At 34.3% G+C, this 16,468-nt stretch carries 18 protein-coding genes; 16 read left to right on the forward strand and 2 right to left on the reverse strand.

The features are described 5' to 3' along the window. Positions 1-82: 82 nt before the first annotated feature. Positions 83-790, forward strand: coding sequence for a glucosamine-6-phosphate deaminase (locus HFD15_RS02580; RefSeq protein ID WP_017864764.1), 708 nt, complete (start codon positions 83-85; stop codon positions 788-790). Positions 791-849: 59 nt separating this feature from the next. Here the strand turns inward: HFD15_RS02580 and HFD15_RS02585 are convergent, their stop codons facing one another. Then, positions 850-2,004 carry a hydroxymethylglutaryl-CoA synthase gene (locus HFD15_RS02585; protein ID WP_039115674.1) on the reverse strand — a complete coding sequence of 385 codons (1,155 nt, stop codon included), beginning with the start codon at positions 2,002-2,004 and terminating at the stop codon, positions 850-852. A gap of 308 nt (positions 2,005-2,312) precedes the next feature. Between HFD15_RS02585 and HFD15_RS02590 the strand changes: the two genes are divergently transcribed. The 6 genes from HFD15_RS02590 (at position 2,313) to HFD15_RS02615 (ending at position 7,635) form a co-directional block, all read left to right on the forward strand. Then, the gene (locus tag HFD15_RS02590; RefSeq protein WP_081042647.1) at positions 2,313-3,452 is read left to right on the forward strand and encodes a thiolase family protein; all 1,140 of its coding nucleotides are present in this window, start codon (positions 2,313-2,315) and stop codon (positions 3,450-3,452) included. A gap of 80 nt (positions 3,453-3,532) precedes the next feature. Beyond that, positions 3,533-4,765, forward strand: coding sequence for a hydroxymethylglutaryl-CoA reductase, degradative (locus HFD15_RS02595; protein WP_039115672.1), 1,233 nt, complete (start codon positions 3,533-3,535; stop codon positions 4,763-4,765). An 88-nt stretch (positions 4,766-4,853) separates the two neighbouring features. Continuing rightward, on the forward strand, positions 4,854-5,126 hold the full coding sequence (gene rpsP / locus HFD15_RS02600; RefSeq protein ID WP_003130711.1) for a 30S ribosomal protein S16: 273 nt from the start codon (positions 4,854-4,856) through the stop codon (positions 5,124-5,126). Between the two features lie 95 nt (positions 5,127-5,221). Next, a complete protein-coding gene (locus HFD15_RS02605; RefSeq protein WP_003130710.1) occupies positions 5,222-5,461 on the forward strand; it encodes a KH domain-containing protein in 240 nt (79 codons plus the stop codon). 261 nt (positions 5,462-5,722) lie between these two features. Continuing rightward, complete coding sequence (gene hemH / locus HFD15_RS02610) at positions 5,723-6,667, forward strand: ferrochelatase (RefSeq protein ID WP_003130709.1); 945 nt, start codon at positions 5,723-5,725, stop codon at positions 6,665-6,667. Between the two features lie 113 nt (positions 6,668-6,780). Continuing rightward, positions 6,781-7,635, forward strand: coding sequence for an alpha/beta hydrolase (locus tag HFD15_RS02615; RefSeq protein ID WP_039115670.1), 855 nt, complete (start codon positions 6,781-6,783; stop codon positions 7,633-7,635). Positions 7,636-7,700: 65 nt separating this feature from the next. Here HFD15_RS02615 and HFD15_RS02620 read toward each other — a convergent pair whose 3' ends face one another. Beyond that, on the reverse strand, positions 7,701-8,576 hold the full coding sequence (locus HFD15_RS02620) for an AraC family transcriptional regulator (protein ID WP_023188719.1): 876 nt from the start codon (positions 8,574-8,576) through the stop codon (positions 7,701-7,703). A 226-nt stretch (positions 8,577-8,802) separates the two neighbouring features. Between HFD15_RS02620 and HFD15_RS02625 the strand changes: the two genes are divergently transcribed. From HFD15_RS02625 to HFD15_RS02665, 9 genes are all read left to right on the forward strand, one after another. Continuing rightward, entirely contained in the window at positions 8,803-9,798 is a 996-nt protein-coding gene (locus tag HFD15_RS02625; protein ID WP_081042646.1) for a DMT family transporter, read from the forward strand. 71 nt (positions 9,799-9,869) lie between these two features. Beyond that, positions 9,870-10,682 (forward strand): pyrroline-5-carboxylate reductase, encoded by an 813-nt coding sequence (proC, locus tag HFD15_RS02630; protein ID WP_017864757.1) that lies wholly within the window; start codon positions 9,870-9,872, stop codon positions 10,680-10,682. Positions 10,683-10,833: 151 nt separating this feature from the next. Beyond that, positions 10,834-11,349 carry a ribosome maturation factor RimM gene (gene rimM / locus HFD15_RS02635; protein ID WP_023188721.1) on the forward strand — a complete coding sequence of 172 codons (516 nt, stop codon included), beginning with the start codon at positions 10,834-10,836 and terminating at the stop codon, positions 11,347-11,349. Positions 11,350-11,353: 4 nt separating this feature from the next. Next, on the forward strand, positions 11,354-12,097 hold the full coding sequence (gene trmD / locus HFD15_RS02640) for a tRNA (guanosine(37)-N1)-methyltransferase TrmD (RefSeq protein ID WP_026138922.1): 744 nt from the start codon (positions 11,354-11,356) through the stop codon (positions 12,095-12,097). A 125-nt stretch (positions 12,098-12,222) separates the two neighbouring features. Next, positions 12,223-12,615: a DUF1149 family protein gene (locus tag HFD15_RS02645; RefSeq protein ID WP_015426726.1), complete on the forward strand. Its 393-nt coding sequence runs from the start codon at positions 12,223-12,225 to the stop codon at positions 12,613-12,615. 17 nt (positions 12,616-12,632) lie between these two features. Continuing rightward, a complete protein-coding gene (locus HFD15_RS02650) occupies positions 12,633-13,478 on the forward strand; it encodes a DegV family protein (protein ID WP_010906033.1) in 846 nt (281 codons plus the stop codon). 100 nt (positions 13,479-13,578) lie between these two features. Beyond that, a complete protein-coding gene (dapB, locus tag HFD15_RS02655) occupies positions 13,579-14,361 on the forward strand; it encodes a 4-hydroxy-tetrahydrodipicolinate reductase (RefSeq protein ID WP_032943313.1) in 783 nt (260 codons plus the stop codon). A gap of 48 nt (positions 14,362-14,409) precedes the next feature. Beyond that, a complete protein-coding gene (locus tag HFD15_RS02660; protein WP_023188723.1) occupies positions 14,410-14,946 on the forward strand; it encodes a GNAT family N-acetyltransferase in 537 nt (178 codons plus the stop codon). 219 nt (positions 14,947-15,165) lie between these two features. Then, positions 15,166-16,374 carry a CCA tRNA nucleotidyltransferase gene (locus tag HFD15_RS02665; protein WP_058208298.1) on the forward strand — a complete coding sequence of 403 codons (1,209 nt, stop codon included), beginning with the start codon at positions 15,166-15,168 and terminating at the stop codon, positions 16,372-16,374. Positions 16,375-16,468 lie beyond the last annotated feature (94 nt).

The raw sequence follows: 16,468 nt of genomic DNA on the forward strand, positions 1-16,468 counted from the left end.
TTTAGTTGACATGGAGATAATTTATGATATAATGAAAGTGTAGAAAATTGATATATACCAATTTAGAAATGGAGCATATAAAATGAAAGTTATCGTAGTAAAAAATCAACTCGAAGGTGGAAAAATCGGACTTGACCTTCTTAAAGAAGCAATGGCCAATGGCGCTAAAACATTGGGACTTGCAACAGGCTCAACACCAGTAGAATTTTATAACCAAATTGTTAACTCAGACCTTGATTTTACAGACATGGTTTCAGTAAACTTGGATGAATATGTTGGACTTGACGGTTCAAATGATCAATCTTACCGCTATTTTATGACTAAACATTTGTTTGGAGAAAAACCATTTAAAGAAAACTTCTTACCAAATGGTAAAGCAGCTGATCTTGAAGCTGAAGCAAAACATTATGACCAAATTATTGAAGAAAATCCAATTGACTGGCAAATTCTTGGAATTGGTCAAAATGGACACATTGGTTTTAATGAACCAGGAACACCTGCTGAAATTACAACTCATGTTGTTGACCTTCAAGAAAGCACAATCAAAGCCAACGCACGTTTCTTTGAATCAGAAGCAGATGTACCACGTAAAGCAATTTCAATGGGACTTGCTTCAATTATGAAATCAAAAAATATTGTTTTGATGGCTTATGGTAAAGAAAAAGCTGAGGCAATCAAAGGAATGGTTGAAGGAGAAGTGACAACAGAGCTTCCAGCATCAATTCTTCAAAACCACGCTAATGTTACTGTTATCGCTGATGAAGCAGCTGTATCATTGTTGAGCAAATAAAATAAAAAAAGTCCTGACAGGACTTTTTATTTACTGACAGAAATTCTGTCAGTATTTTTTTATCTTTTTTTATACTTACGGTGATTATCAACAACTTCTGAAACGGAGTAATCTGTCTCATCATTGAAAGAAATATTATGATTCAAATCTAAATATTGATTGAACATGTTTTCGTATTCAGGAATTGATAGACGTGTTCTTGCATCCAACATTGAATGATGCTCGATTTTAAGTAAATGATTTTCATAACCTTCAACAAGTTCACCAGAGAAAAATTCAGCAACGGTACCAGAACCATAACTAAAAAGTCCAATACGCTGACCAGCACTCAATTTATCAGAGTTTTCCAAAAGTGAAATCAAACTCAAATAAAGAGAACCAGTATATAGATTACCCACACGACGATTATAAACGATACCACGTTCAAATTGTTCCATTAATTCTTCAGCATTGGCTGGCTTTTCTGATTCAAGCATTGGCAATAAAGCTTTTTTACCCATTTTAGTATAAGGGGTATGAAAGGCGATAGCTGCAAAGTCTTCAAACTTTAAATTTGTTCTATGGCTATACTCTTTCCAGATTTTAGCAAAAGCATCGATATATGTTTCGTTTGAAAACTTACCATCAACAGAAGGATAAGCCTGACCAAAAGGACGCCAGAAATCATAGATGTCTTGAGTTAAAGCAACGTTATCATTATTTAAGGCCAAAATTTTAGGATCGGCCGTAATAAGCATTGCAACACTTCCAGCGCCCTGAGTAGGTTCTCCACCAGTATTTAGCCCATATTTGGCAATATCAGAAGCAATAACTAAAACTTTAGTATCAGGATTCAAAAGAACATGATCGCGAGCAAGAGCAAGGCCAGCAGTAGTTGCATAACAAGCCTCTTTCATTTCAATGCTTCGAGCAAAAGGTTGAATACCAAGCAAATCGTGAACAACAACGGCTGAGGCCTTTGATTCATCAAGACTTGATTCAGTACCAACGATGACCATGTCAATGGCTTTTTTATCTTCCTCAGTCAAAATACTTGCTGCCGCGTTAGCAGCAAAAGTAATAATATCTTGAGTAGCAGGATTGACTGCCATTTCATCTTGACCAATACCAATTTGGAATTTTGCAGGGTCAACATTACGAGCATTTGCTAAATCCCTCATATCAACAAAAGTATTTGGGACAAAAAATCCAAGTTTATCTATACCGACTTTCATATTTTAAAAATTTCCTCACTTATTATTATAAAAGAAAGGAACTCCTTTCAATGTCTTTGGAATGCTTTAATTTTATCATAAAAATACGTTAAATTCTTTGCTAAGATATTTTCTTTCTATAAAATACACACATTTAATTTTTTGTTTAATTAATAAAAATTGGAATTAAGTAAATTGGTTTGCATTTTAAATGGTACAAAAAATACTTGAATAGAGTCATTGATTAGATATTGTTTATTAATTTAATGTAAAGAGACTTTGACAAAAGTAGTTTAAAATATGCTATAATGGCTTTCGGAGGTTCATTCGTGAAAGAAATTGTAATCATTGACGCCTTAAGAACACCAGTTGGAAGATACGACGGTGCTCTTGCTGAATATTCAGCAGCAGAACTTGGGACACATGTTGTTTCAAACTTATTGTCAAAACATGAAAATATAAAATCAGATGTTGAACAAGTTATTTTTGGGAATGTTCTTCAAGCTGGTAATGGTCAAAATATAGCACGTCAAATTGCGATTCATAGTGGTCTATCTAATACAGTGCCCGCTTCAACAATCAACGAAGTTTGTGGTTCAGGAATGAAAGCAGTGATTTTAGCTAAACAATTTTTACAGCTTGGTGAAGCAGAAGTTGTAATCGCTGGTGGGACAGAATCTATGTCTAATGCCCCAATTATAAAGAATCGAAAAACTCAAGAAGAAACATTAAGTATGTTAAATGATGGCTTAGTTGATGCCTTCTCAGGAATTTCTATGGGGATTATTGGTGAAACTATTGCTGAACAATTTGATATAAGTCGAGCAGACCAAGACGCTTTTGCGCAAAACTCTCAAGAAAAAGCGGTCGCTGCAAGTCAAGCCGGAATTTTTAAAGAAGAGATTGTTGCGATTGGAGAAGTCGGAGTCGACGAAGCACCACGTCCCTCTTCTAGTTTAGAAAAATTAGCCACTTTAAGGACAGCTTTCAAAGAAAATGGAACTGTGACAGCAGGTAATTCTTCTCCTGTTAATGATGGAGCTTCAGCTGTCATTCTTGCAACGAAAGACTATGCTGAAAAACATGGGATTTCGTACCTAGCAGAACTAGTTGATAGTACAGAAGTTGGAATTGACCCTGCTATTATGGGAGTTTCACCAATTGAAGCTATCAAAAAATTAATTAATCGTTCAGAGCTTGAACTTTCAGATATTGATCTGTTTGAAATTAATGAAGCATTTGCAGCATCAAGTCTTGCTGTCAATCGTGAACTTGGTTTAAATGAATCACAAGTTAACATTTATGGTGGTGCAATTGCATTAGGTCATGCTATCGGTTCAAGTGGTTCTAAAATTCTCACGACTTTGTCTTATGCCTTAAAACGTGAGCAAAAACGCTATGGAATTGCTAGTCTTTGTATCGGTGGAGGCCTAGGTTTGGCTGTTCTTTTAAAAAATCCTAACCTTTAAAAATTATTGTGGTTTAAACAAGTAATTTTTAAGAAATTAATGGAGGAATTGCCCAGCGTATCTGGGCATTTTTGGAAAATATGAGAAAAAAATTTTATCAAATGTCGCCCAAAGAGCGATTAGATTCATTGAATCTGTCAGAAGATACTCAGGAAGTTTTGAGTGAAATGGCTTTAGATACAAATATTTTAAACAATCTAATTGAAAATCAAATTTCCGAATTTGAATTGCCAATGGGACTTGCTCAAAATTTTGTCATTAATGGAAAAGAATACATCGTTCCGATGGTTACAGAAGAACCATCAGTTATAGCTGCTGCGAGTAATGGAGCAAAAATAGCGGAAAGTTTTACGGCTAAAATAGATGAACGGTTAATGCGTGGGCAAATTGTATTTTATGACGTAAAGAAACCAGAAGAAATTATTAAGAAAATATCTGAATGCAAAAATGAAATATTTGAACAAGCTAAGCTTTCGTATCCTTCAATTATTAAGCGTGGGGGTGGTTTGAGAGAAATTTCGAGCAGACTTTTTTCAAGTGAGAAATTTATTTCAGTTGATTTCAAAGTGAATGTCAAAGATGCAATGGGTGCCAATATTATTAATTCTATATTAGAAGGTGTAGCAGAACTTTTTCGTGGCTGGTTTTCTGAGGAAAAAATTCTGTTTAGCATCCTTTCAAACTATGCAACTGAATCTTTAGTAAAGGTGAGCTGTGAAATTCCAGTTGATGCTCTTTCAAAAAAATCAAATGGTTTAGAAATTGCTCAAAAAATTGCAGTTGCTTCACAATACTCAAAAATTGATCCTTACCGTGCTAGCACACACAATAAAGGGATTATGAATGGGATTAATGCTGTAATTCTTGCAACAGGAAATGATACGCGAGCTATTTCAGCAGCAATTCATGCTTATGCAGCAAAAGAAGGAACATATCAAGGTTTGGCTAAATGGGAAGTTCATGCCGAAAAGTTATTTGGAGAGTTAGAAATTCCTTTACCTGTGGCGACCGTTGGTGGTGGGGTGAAAGTCTTACCTAAAGCACAAGCGGCAATGGAAATTTTAGGAATCATAGATGCTAGAGAACTGGCCAAAGTTATCGCCGCAGTTGGTTTAGCACAAAATTTAGCAGCTTTGCGCGCACTTGTTTCAGAAGGAATTCAACAAGGACATATGAGCTTACAGGCTCGCTCTTTGGCATTATCCGTGGGTGCAAAAGCAGATGAGATAGCAGTCATAAGTCAGCAACTTCGGCAGGAAAAAGTGATGAATCAAGAAGTAGCTCGCCGTTTATTAAATAGTCTCAGAAACTAAAAAAGAACTGTCAAGATTTTTTCTTGACAGGCCGAAATTAGTCTGCTATAATATTAAATATAATAAAAATAGAAATAGGAAATATAAAATGTCTGTAAAAATTCGTTTGACTCGTATGGGTTCTAAGAAAAAACCTTTCTACCGTATCAATGTTGCTGATTCACGTGCTCCACGTGATGGTAAATTCATCGAAACAGTTGGGACTTATAACCCACTTGTAACTGAAGAACAAGTAACTCTTAAAGAAGAACGCGTATTGGAATGGTTGAGCAAAGGAGCACAACCTTCAGATACAGTTCGTAACCTTCTTTCAAAAGCTGGTGTTATGAAAAAATTCCACGAATCAAAACTTTCTAAATAATTTTTGAGATAAGCTGCTTTTTAGCAGCTTTTCGTGAATAAAGAAATCACATATATTGAACTTGAAGATTTTTCAAGTTAGAGTAGAGGTAAGAAATGCAAAAAGATGTGAAAGAATTAGTTCTAACAATTGTTAAACCATTGGTTACTCAACCAGATGAAGTCTCTTTGGAACTCATTGAGGGTGAGGAATTTATGGAATATCACCTTAAAGTTGCGGAGGGTGATATCGGTCGAATTATCGGACGTCAAGGTCGGATTATTCAAGCAATTCGCACAGTGGTTTACTTTGTTCCTGTAGAAGGAAAAAAAGTTCGACTTCTTGTTGATCAATAAGAATTAAAGGCTCACTTAGTGGGTCTTTTATTTTTGCTACTGATTCGGATTTTACTTATTTTAAAGTAAATTAAATATTAAAAGAGTTGGAAGAGTGAGGTTTTTTAGATTAGACGAATATTCCTAATAATAATCAAAGACTTCTTTAAGATTCACTTTAATTGTATGAAAAATTATGCTAGAATGAAAAATATTGATTAACAATTGTAGATACAATCGGTTATAAATATAAATAAACTGATTTTTTATATAGGTGGAATAATGGATAAAAAAAAAGGAATCTTATTAGTAGCTTTGGGAACTCCGCGCTCATGTGAAGCAGATGATGTGAGGGATTATTTAAAAGAATTTTTGGGTGACCCTCTTGTTATACAAAAACCAAGATGGCTTTGGTTGCCGATTTTAAATGGAATTATTTTAAAAGTTAGACCGCAAAAATCAGCAGAGATGTATAAAAAAATCTGGACAGATGAAGGTTCCCCTTTGATGATTTACACAGTAGCACAAGCAAAGCAACTACAGGATATGCGCGAAGATTTTGATGTTCGTTTTGCCATGACTTACGGAGAGCCACGCATTGATAAAGTAATCGCTGAGATGAAAGAATCTGGTGTTGAAGAAATTACTGTTCTTCCACTTTACCCTCAATATTCTTTAACAACAGTTGAACCTGTAATTCAACAAGTTAAAAAAATTGATGATAAGATAAAAGTAATTAGAGATTTCCACAAAGTAGAATCTTATAGCGATTTACTTGCAGAGTCTATTAGAGAAAAGTGGCAAGCAAATGACTATGATAAATTGGTCCTTAGCTATCATGGAATTCCCTTGTCCTACGTGACCAAGAAAAAAGATGCTTATGAAGAGCAATGTAAAGAAACAACACGTTTGGTAGTAAGTAAACTTGGTTTGAGGGAAGAAGAATACGAGCATACTTATCAATCAAAATTTGGTCCTGAAAAATGGTTAGAACCTGCGACTATTGATAGAGTTGCTGAACTTCCCAAAGAAAATGCTAAAAAAGTATTGATCTGTTCACCAGCATTCGTTGCAGATTGTTTAGAAACTTTATTTGAATTAGAAATTGAAAATAAAGAAGTATTTGTTGAAAATGGCGGAGAAACATTTGATTTTGTTCATCCTTTTAATGACTCTTTAGACTTTACTAGAGTATTAAGTGAAGTAGTTGACCAAAATAGACTCTGAGAAATAAAATCATTATTTTATTAGTTTTGGCCTTTAAATTTTATAACATTACTAAAGAGAAATAGGATTTGTTATAATGGTTCATAATATGCTAAAAATAGTAAGGAAATCCAATGAAAAAACAGTATGAAATTATTTCAATGAAAGACCATTACCGAATTCGCCTTGGAATTTTTGAGCCAGACCAAAAAGCAAAAGCGGTAGTACAATTAGTTCATGGATTTGGTGAATACACAGGTCATTATCTCTATTTAATTAATGAATTAGTCAATGCTGGTTTTGTTTGCCTAATGCACGATCAGAGAGGACATGGTGTTTTGGCAGCTGCTAATCCAAAACTTCAAGGACGAGCTAGAGCTTACGAGAGCCTAATTAGCGATGTCTTAGAAGTGAGGAAGATAATTGGTAAAAAGTATCCAAAACTACCGGTTTATCTGTTTGGACATAGTATGGGGGGAAATATTTCACTCAATGTTCTTCTAAGAAATATTGAAAATCAAAAACTTTACCAAAAAGCAGTAATTGAATCTCCTTGGCTGGCGCTGACAAACCCACCAGCCGTCCCGCTTCAAAAACTGGCAGGTTTTTTAGGAAAAATAAGTCCAAAAATTCGAGTTCGAACAGGCTTAAAAGTTGAAGCAATTTCTCACCGAAATGATTTAGTAGATTTAGTAACCAAAGATGGAATATATCACGAACTTCTTTCTTTGCGGCTCTTTTCACAGATTATGAAAGCGGGGCGTTTTGCACAAAGTCAGGCTGGAAATTTGAAAATACCAACTTTATTATTCTGTGGTGAATCAGATCAGATTTGCTCGCCCGTGGCCATTCGTTTATTTGCAAACAATGCTGGAAAAAACTTAGAATTAATAGAGATTGCAGATGGTTACCATGCTCTCCATTTAGATACAGAGGCAGAGAATTTTATTGAAAGAACTAAAGATTTTTTTCTAAAAGAAAATTTTTAATTAGTATCAAAGTAAATATAAAAAAAAAGAGTCATTCAATTTGAATGGCTCTTTTTTCAATAAAATCAGAAAATAATTTTATTTTGTTTTCGATATTCTCCAGGAGTCATTCCAACTTGTGTTTTAAAAAGTTTAAAAAAATAGGTCTTGTCTGAATATCCAATTTTTCCGAGAATTTCCTGGATAGATAAATTAGTTTGAGTAAGATAATTTTTAGCGTGCTTAATTCGATAAGTGGTAAGCCAAGTGGAATAGCTTAAACCAGTTTGATGCTTGATAAGTGAAGAAAGATAATTGGGATGAAAATAAAATTTGGTAGATAATTCCTCTAAACTTGCTGTACGAATATTATTTTCAATGTAGGAAAGAATTTCTTTTATAAGCACACTAGAGGAAATATTGGAATCTTTAAGGATTAAATACTCTTCAGAGTGATGACTTAATTCAACAATCAATAAAATAAAGGCAGCTTTTGTAACTTTATTATTAAAGTAACACATTTTTACAACTTGTTTTAAAAGGAGTAAGGCGTAAAAGTGTGTATCCTCAAGGATTGTGAATTGATAGATACAGAAGTGACTTAATTGCTCACTATCTTTTTCAATACTTTCAACAAAGAAGCGATAAAGCATCGGTTCTTCAATGATTTGGCTGAGGAGAGAATCATCAAAATATTCGGGTTTAAAATAAAAACCAATGATGACTGTCTCATCTGATAACTCTTGATAATCAATTTTTGTCCATTTATTAGCCAGAATAAGACTTCCTTCTTGATAAATTGATTTCTTGTTATCTAGGTAAAGTGATATTTTACCTGACAGAACATAAATAATTCTAATGTAAGGAGCAGAATAGGTTAATAAACCTGAAGTATTTTGACAAACTAAAGCTGCAATTTCCCGATTTGGATTATTCGCAAATTCTTCTAGTTCTTCAATCATTCCTGATTCACTTTTTATATAGCAATCAAGTGTCTTTAAAAAGTCCCAAAAATGGGTAAATTGTTCTCTAGATACTTTATACATTTTTTTCCAATCTTAAAATAACCTACTAAGAAAAGTATATCTGACATATTTAATTTTTGCAAGCGATTCATTATAATTATGAGTGCAGATGAAAATATTGTGAAAAAATGAGCAATATTAATTTAGTATTTGGAGGAACTATATGACAGATGCACTTAAGAAAAATGTACCTAAAGTAACAACTATTGCTGTTGCTGCGGTTATTGCTAACATTATTTGGGGGACCCCTTTTAAACTTATCAAAGTGATGAATAATGAGATGAAAATTTCTCCGGAAATTTTTGGTAATCATTATCTGGGGCAGGTTTTGGCGACAATAAGTCTTCGTTTCTTTATTGCTGGGATCATGACATTGATTTTTGCAAAATTTATCAAACAAAACATATTCAATATTAAAAAGAGACAATGGAGAGAAGTCATTATTATGGGACTTCTATCTACTACAGCAGCTTATTTCTTTTTTAACATTGCAAATGTCAATATTACTTCGACAATAAATTCAACAATTTTAGCTCAATCCACCATATTTTTTGCAGCAATTTTAGCTCATTTTGCCTATAAAAATGATAAATTAACTCCGATTAAGGTGATTGGATTGGTTGTTGGTTTCATGGGGTTAATTATTTCTCAGTTAACTGGTGGGGTACGTTTGAGTGATATGTTTTCATTTTCACTTACAGGAGAGGGCTTTATGTTGATATATGGTTTACTAGCAGCTTTGGCTACAATGCTAGCTAAAAGAATCGGTTCAACTTTAAATTCTTTTGTAATGACTGGTTGGAACTTAATCATTGGTTCGTTAGGCTTATATATAATTGGTTTTGTTATGGGTGGTCGTTTATCTGCAATAAATTGGACTGTAACTGGTGGAGCTTTATTGATAATTTTAGCTGCGGCATCAGCAATTCCATTTAGCTTATGGTATTGGGCTGCTCAATACGGCAATTTAGGGGAGATTACTGTTTATAAATTTATTATGCCAATTTCTGGTAGTATTTTGGCGGTCCTTTTAGGAGAAAGTGTTACCGTTTCCTTAATGGTAGGATTAGCCTTAGTATGCTTATCAATTATCTTAATTAATCGTCCACCTAAATTTGAAGGAATAAAAGAATCATTACGAAAAGTTGATCAAGTATAAAATTACATATTGAAAGATTAAAAAAAGTTATAACGGAACTTTAAATGTTCTAAAACAGAAAGAAGAAAAACATGAAAATTGGATTTATTGGAACAGGAAATATGGCGTCAGCAATTATCAAGGGAATTATTGAAAAAGAATTTATTAAAGCTAAAAATATCTATCTCTTTGATGTGATGACTGATAAGGTAACAGAATTTTCAAAGGAAATTGGAGCAAATGTTTGTCGCTCAAATGATGAATTAATTCGATCAGTGGATGTAGTTGTTCTTTCAGTTAAGCCAAATATTATTGAAAAAATATTAAATGAAACTAGAGAGTTAATTATTGAGAAAAGACCCTTGCTTATTTCAATTGCTGCTGGAACGCCAATAGAAAAATTATCAACATTTTTAAGGAGTAAAGAAGAAGTTTCCATCGTTCGAGTTATGCCAAACGTTAATGCCATGATTGGTAAAGGGGCTGCTGCGGTTTGTGGAAATGAATTTGCAAGTAAAGAGCAAGTAAGTTATGTTCAAAATATGTTTCAATCCCTCGGTATGGCTTGGATTTTACCAGAAAAGGATTTTTCAAACTTTACTGCATTAGCTGGAAGCTCCCCTGCCTATGCTTATCTTTTCATTGATAGTATCGCTCGTGCAGGTGTAAAAAATGGACTTCCAAAAGATCTAGCAACTCAAATTGCTGCTCAAGCTGTCTTAGGGAGTGCAGCGATGATTCTTGAGAGTGCTGAAAATCCATGGACCTTGATTGATAGAGTTTCTTCTCCAGGAGGAACAACAGTTGCTGGTTTGATTGCTCTAGAAGATGAGGGATTTATTTCAACTGTTGTTAAAGGAATTGATGCAACTATCATTAAAGACATCGAACTTAATAGTAAATAGTCTGATTTATATGATAAATAATTTATGTTATTAAAAAGCAAGAGAGAGTTTTCTTGCTTTATTTTTTTATAAAAAGAAATTCTAATTATAAAATATACTTAAAAATAGTTTCATTTAAATCAGGGGTTATTAGGTATGGTATAATTGTAGAATGGAAAAATTTTACAAGGTAGGAACAATTGTTAACACACAAGGACTTCAAGGAGAGGTTCGCGTGATGCCATCGACAGATTTTGCTCAAGAACGCTTCTCAAAAGGTTCAATTTTGGCACTTTTCGATGATAAGGATAATTATATTCAAGATTTAAAGGTGAAGTCTGGTCGCCCACAAAAGAATTTTTATGTCGTTAAATTTGAAGGATTTTATCATATTAATGATGTTGAAAAGTATAAGGGATATATTGTCAAAATTGCAGAAGAAAACCAAGAGGATTTAGATGATGGAGAATTTTACTATCATGAAATCATTGGCAGTGATGTTTATGAAAATGATGTCCTAATTGGTCAAATTTCTGAAATACTTCAACCAGGGGCTAATGATGTTTGGGTTGTTAAACGTAAAGGAAAACGTGATTTATTATTGCCTTATATTCCGCCAGTTATTTTAAACGTAGATGTGAATCAACACCGAGTGGACGTATCTATTATGGAAGGATTGGATGACTAGAAATATGAGAATTGATATTTTAAGTATCTTCCCGGAAATGTTTGGCCCACTTAATCAGTCAATCGTAGGTAAAGCTCAAGATAAAGGTATTTTGGAGCTACATACACATGATTTTCGAGAAAATGCAACGAATAAACAACGCCATGTTGATGATATGCCTTATGGTGGTGGTCAAGGGATGTTATTAATGCCACAGCCAATCTTTGACACAATGGATAAAATACCTCAGAAGTCTGAAAAACCTGCGCGTGTTATTCTTTTAGACCCAGCTGGGAAAAAATTTGACCAAAAAATGGCCGAAGAATTATCTCAAGAAGAGCAATTAATTTTTATTTGCGGACATTATGAAGGCTACGATGAACGCATTAAAACATTGGTGACGGATGAAATTTCATTGGGAGATTTTGTTTTAACTGGTGGAGAAGTTGCAGCAACGGTGATGGTTGATGCGGTTGTGCGTTTAATTCCAGGCGTTTTAGGAAAAGTGGCTAGCCATGAAGATGATTCTTTTTCTAGTGGACTTTTAGAATATCCGCAATATACTCGCCCAGAAGATTTTAGAGGTATGAAGGTTCCTGAGGTATTAATGAGTGGTCATCATGAAAATATTCGTAAATGGCGGTTAAAAGAATCTTTGAGAAAAACCTTAGAACGCCGTCCAGATTTATTGGATAAATATGAGCCTAATGAAGAAGAGTTAAAAATGCTACAATTATTGCGTGAAAATGTTCAAGATGTGGTAGAATGAAGTAGTGTTAAGATTTTAGTTGAATATTGGGGAATATCCTCTGAATTTGGATGATGAAATCTTTGTTCTTATTGTTCATATCTGGATATAACTAAATTTATAATAAAAAAATAGGGGATTTTAAAATGGCTTTAACGATCGAACGAGAACAAGAATTTGTTAACCAATTTCATTATGATGCTCGTAATTATGAATGGGAAAAAGAAAATGGAACACCTGAGACTAATCTAAATGTTCAATTTCAACTTGTTCCCAAAGAACAACTTGAAAAACTTGGTGAAGGTGACACTGGTATTCACGCTGTTTTGACTTACTTGATTGTACTAGATAATATTGTACTTTCTGGTTTTGTGAGTCAATTGAACTATGTACGTGGACAAATTATTAAGGAACAAGAAGAACTTGAACAAGAGGAATTAGCCCAACTTGCGGCGCCTTTGTTTGAACTTCTTAAACGCTTGGTCTATGAAACAACAGAGGTTGCCTTAGACCAGCCTGGAATAAACTTGGAATTTTAATTAATAGAATAGAATTTATGAAATTAGCTGTTATTACTGACTCTTCGGCAGATTTTGCTGAAAAATATAAAACTTACGAAAATCTTTTTGTCTTAGATATTCCAATTTCCATTGATGGAGTGGATTATGATTTGCAAAAAATTTCTCATGAAGAATGGTACGATCTTATGGCGGAGGCCCAAGAAGTACCTAAAACTTCGCAACCTAGAGTTGCTGAACTTGATAGACTTTTAAAAGACTTAGAAAAACAAGGGTATACTCATGTTTTAGGTCTGTTTTTGCCAGCAGCAATTTCTGGATTTTACCAAAATATTTTTTACTTACAAAGTGAATATGAGCAAATGAAAGTAGTATTTCCTGAAACTTTTATTACCTCAAGTCCGTTGGGCTATATGGTGGAAACAGTATTGGATTTGGCAGAAGCTGGTGTCGAATTTGAAGAAATTATCGCAAAGTTTGAAGAACAAAGAGACGGTGACCGTGCTTATATGCTTGTCGATGATTTACACTGGTTAGCAAAAGGTGGGCGTTTGTCTAATGGTGCGGCTGTGCTTGGGACTTTATTAAATATTAAGCCTGTGCTAACTTTTAGTACTGAAGGTAAGGTTGAAGTTTTTGAAAAAGTTCGGACTGTGAAAAAAACGATGAGCCGGATGAAGGAACTTTTGTTAAAAGATGCCAAAGATCCTTTGGCCTACAAAGTTTATGTTATTCATACTAGAGCTGAAGATCGGGCACAAGAGTTATATGATTATGCTTTATCTCAAGGTTTTGATGATGTGGAAATCGTCACTTTTGGGCCTGTTATCGCAACTCATTTGGGCCTGAATACAGTGGCTTACGGTATTTCACCAAAAAAATAAAGCACGTTTTTACGTGTTTTTATCTAAAAACAAATATTCTGAATAATAAAAATAATAGCTACTTCTATAAAATACTAATTTCTTTATAAATGAATGGGGGATGAAATTGAATAAAATTAAAGTGATTGTTGCTGGATTTCGTGGAAAAATGGGAGCTACTGCGGTACAAATGATTCTGAATGCTCAAAATTTTGAACTTGTGGCTTTATTAGGAAAGAAAGAAGAAGTCTCAGAAGCGTTTGGAGTTCCTGTTTTTAGTCGAAAAGAGGATTTGATTGGATTTGATGCTGACATTTGGCTAGATTTAACGGCTCCTGAAGCGGCTTATAACAACACTCGTTTTGCTTTAGAAAATGGCTTTAGACCAGTGGTTGGAACGACTGGGTTTACCGATGATGAAGTGGCAGATTTAATTAAATTTTCTAGAGAAAAAGAATTGGGTGGTCTTATTGCACCAAATTTTGCCTTGGGTGCGGTTTTATTGATGCAATTTTCTAAGCAGGCTGTTAAATATTTCCCAGATGTGGAAATTATTGAATTGCACCATGACGGGAAAAAAGATGCTCCTTCTGGAACTGCTGTGAAGACAGCAGAATTGATGTCTGAGGAACGTTTGGCTCATCATCAAGGGGCAGTGGATGAAAAGGAAGCTTTAGCTGGTGCTCGTGGTGCCGATCTTGAAGGAATGAGAATCCATTCGGTTCGTTTACCTGGTTTGGTGGCTCATCAAGAGGTTATTTTTGGTTCAAAAGGTGAAGGGCTGACTTTACGTCATGATTCTTATGATCGTTCAAGTTTCATGACCGGTATTGCTTTGGGAATTCGTAAGGTAATGACGGTGTCTGAGTTAAAATATGGTTTGGAACATTTTTTGGATTTATAATATTTACTGACGAAATAGACTGTGACCGGATGATTAGAGGGGGATTTTATGAGTGAATTAGAGATTCGTAGATTAGAATTAAGTGATGCAGAAGCTTTTATGGTTTATATTGCCAATTGGGCAACAGATACAAGTCCTTTTAAAATCGATGCTGTTAAAGCTTATGCGGAGCTTTCTTTGGAAAATTTTTCGGACTATGTGGAAAAAACTCATAGAGAAGAAACTTTTGCTGAAAATCCCGATTGGTCAACAGCAACTAAATATTTTGCTTTTATTAATGGGCAAATCGTTGGTGAAATTTCTTGTCGTTGGCAAATCGAAAAAGGAATTTTGTTAGAATGGGGTGGTCATATAGGTTATGGTGTGGCTCCTGATTTTAGAGGACATCATTTTGCTGAAGAAATGGTCAGATTCGCTCTTCCTAAATATCAGAAACGTAAGATTTCTCAGGTCATGATTTCTGCTGACAAAGAAAATTTGGCAAGTCGTAAAAGTATTGAAGCAAATGCGGGCATTTTGGAAAATATTGTAGATATTGATGGTGATGAAATTTGTCGTTACTGGATTAATTTAGAAGAACAATAGGATAAAATTACTGATGGATTGCTCGGGTTAATCTGGCAGAGCTTCAAGACGAATTCACAGGTGAATGATACAGGGTAAAGCTTAAGAACAAGCTTATGACAGAAATTGATGAGAGCTAAAAGTGCTGACAGGTCTGTATAAACTTTCTGTCAGTAAAATTTTAAGGTGTACAATGGGGCTATGCCCCGTTTTTGTTTAAAAAATGATAAAATAATAGATATGAAATTAGAAAAATTACCCGAGGAGTTTGTACAGGCCAAGCCGGTTTTAGAAAAAATAATCGAGCATGGGTTTGAAGCTTATTTTGTGGGAGGTTCTGTACGTGATATATTGCTTGGGCGAGAGATTCACGATGTGGATATTGCAACAAGTGCATATCCAGAGGAAATTAAAGATATTTTTCCTTATACCATTGATGTGGGAATCGAACATGGAACAGTACTTGTTTTAGCTGGAAAATCAGAAGCTGAACATTATGAAATTACTACTTTTCGGACAGAATCAAAATATACAGATTACAGACGGCCAGATCATGTGGATTTTGTCAGAGATTTACGAGAGGATTTAAAACGTCGTGACTTCACGGTCAATGCCTTTGCTTGTGATGTTAATGGGCAAATTATTGATTTGTTTGATGGACTGACGGATTTGAAGGAACGCAGGCTAACAGCGGTTGGTAGCGCTTTGGAACGTTTTAATGAAGATGCTTTACGGATTATGCGGGCCATGCGATTCGCAGCAACTTTAGACTTTCAAATTGAAAATAAAACTTTCTTAGCGATGTGTGAGTCGGCTCACTTACTGGAAAAAATCTCAGTTGAACGAATTTTTATTGAATTTGATAAGTTGTTGTTAGGTCAGGATTGGCGAAATGGTTTGACCTTACTGCTTAAATCAGGGGCTTATAAATATTTACCAGATTTGCAAGATTCGGCCTTGAAAAAAGTACTGACAGACTTGTCAGTAGATTTTCATTTTCAGAATTCTGAGCAAGCATGGGCAGCTTTACTGACCAGATTTTCCAATGTTGATGTTAAAACATTTTTGCGAAAATGGAAAGTGTCCAATGAATTTGCAAAATTTGTGGCAGACCTTGTATCAGCTTATGAACTTGACTCTTGGGATTTGATGAGTCTTTATCATTTTGGTTTAGAAAAAGTGCTTTTGGTTGATGAATTGAAAGTGGCTTATGGTTTGAAGATTGATAGAGAACAAGCTGTCACTATTAATAACCAACTTCAAATTCATGATAAATCAGAGATTGTCATTGCTGGAAAAGATTTAATGGAGGAATTTTCGCTTGAACCTGGTCCAGAACTTGGTAAAATTTTAAAAATTATTGAAGAAAAAATTGTCAAAAATGAATTGAAAAATGAGCAGGCTGCTATTTTTGCAGAAGTTAAAAATGCTCTGATTAAATTTTACTGACAGAAATTTTGGCAAATAACCAATTGAAATTTAGTATTTATAATAAATACAATTTCTTGGTTTCTAAGTAGTGTATTCTATAGATTATAAAGGA

Source organism: Lactococcus sp. EKM203L, assembly GCF_011800585.1.
GTDB classification, from domain to species: domain Bacteria; phylum Bacillota; class Bacilli; order Lactobacillales; family Streptococcaceae; genus Lactococcus; species Lactococcus lactis.

Coding starts and splice junctions, on each gene's coding strand:
- HFD15_RS02580 (WP_017864764.1), top strand. CDS start 83: ATGAAAGTTATCGTAGTAAAAAATCAACTCGAAGGTGGAAAAATCGGA.
- HFD15_RS02585 (WP_039115674.1), bottom strand. CDS start 2,004: ATGAAAGTCGGTATAGATAAACTTGGATTTTTTGTCCCAAATACTTTT.
- HFD15_RS02595 (WP_039115672.1), top strand. CDS start 3,533: ATGAGAAAAAAATTTTATCAAATGTCGCCCAAAGAGCGATTAGATTCA.
- rpsP (WP_003130711.1), top strand. CDS start 4,854: ATGTCTGTAAAAATTCGTTTGACTCGTATGGGTTCTAAGAAAAAACCT.
- HFD15_RS02605 (WP_003130710.1), top strand. CDS start 5,222: ATGCAAAAAGATGTGAAAGAATTAGTTCTAACAATTGTTAAACCATTG.
- hemH (WP_003130709.1), top strand. CDS start 5,723: ATGGATAAAAAAAAAGGAATCTTATTAGTAGCTTTGGGAACTCCGCGC.
- HFD15_RS02615 (WP_039115670.1), top strand. CDS start 6,781: ATGAAAAAACAGTATGAAATTATTTCAATGAAAGACCATTACCGAATT.
- HFD15_RS02620 (WP_023188719.1), bottom strand. CDS start 8,576: ATGATTGAAGAACTAGAAGAATTTGCGAATAATCCAAATCGGGAAATT.
- HFD15_RS02625 (WP_081042646.1), top strand. CDS start 8,803: ATGACAGATGCACTTAAGAAAAATGTACCTAAAGTAACAACTATTGCT.
- proC (WP_017864757.1), top strand. CDS start 9,870: ATGAAAATTGGATTTATTGGAACAGGAAATATGGCGTCAGCAATTATC.
- rimM (WP_023188721.1), top strand. CDS start 10,834: ATGGAAAAATTTTACAAGGTAGGAACAATTGTTAACACACAAGGACTT.
- trmD (WP_026138922.1), top strand. CDS start 11,354: ATGAGAATTGATATTTTAAGTATCTTCCCGGAAATGTTTGGCCCACTT.
- HFD15_RS02645 (WP_015426726.1), top strand. CDS start 12,223: ATGGCTTTAACGATCGAACGAGAACAAGAATTTGTTAACCAATTTCAT.
- HFD15_RS02650 (WP_010906033.1), top strand. CDS start 12,633: ATGAAATTAGCTGTTATTACTGACTCTTCGGCAGATTTTGCTGAAAAA.
- dapB (WP_032943313.1), top strand. CDS start 13,579: ATGAAATTGAATAAAATTAAAGTGATTGTTGCTGGATTTCGTGGAAAA.
- HFD15_RS02660 (WP_023188723.1), top strand. CDS start 14,410: ATGAGTGAATTAGAGATTCGTAGATTAGAATTAAGTGATGCAGAAGCT.
- HFD15_RS02665 (WP_058208298.1), top strand. CDS start 15,166: ATGAAATTAGAAAAATTACCCGAGGAGTTTGTACAGGCCAAGCCGGTT.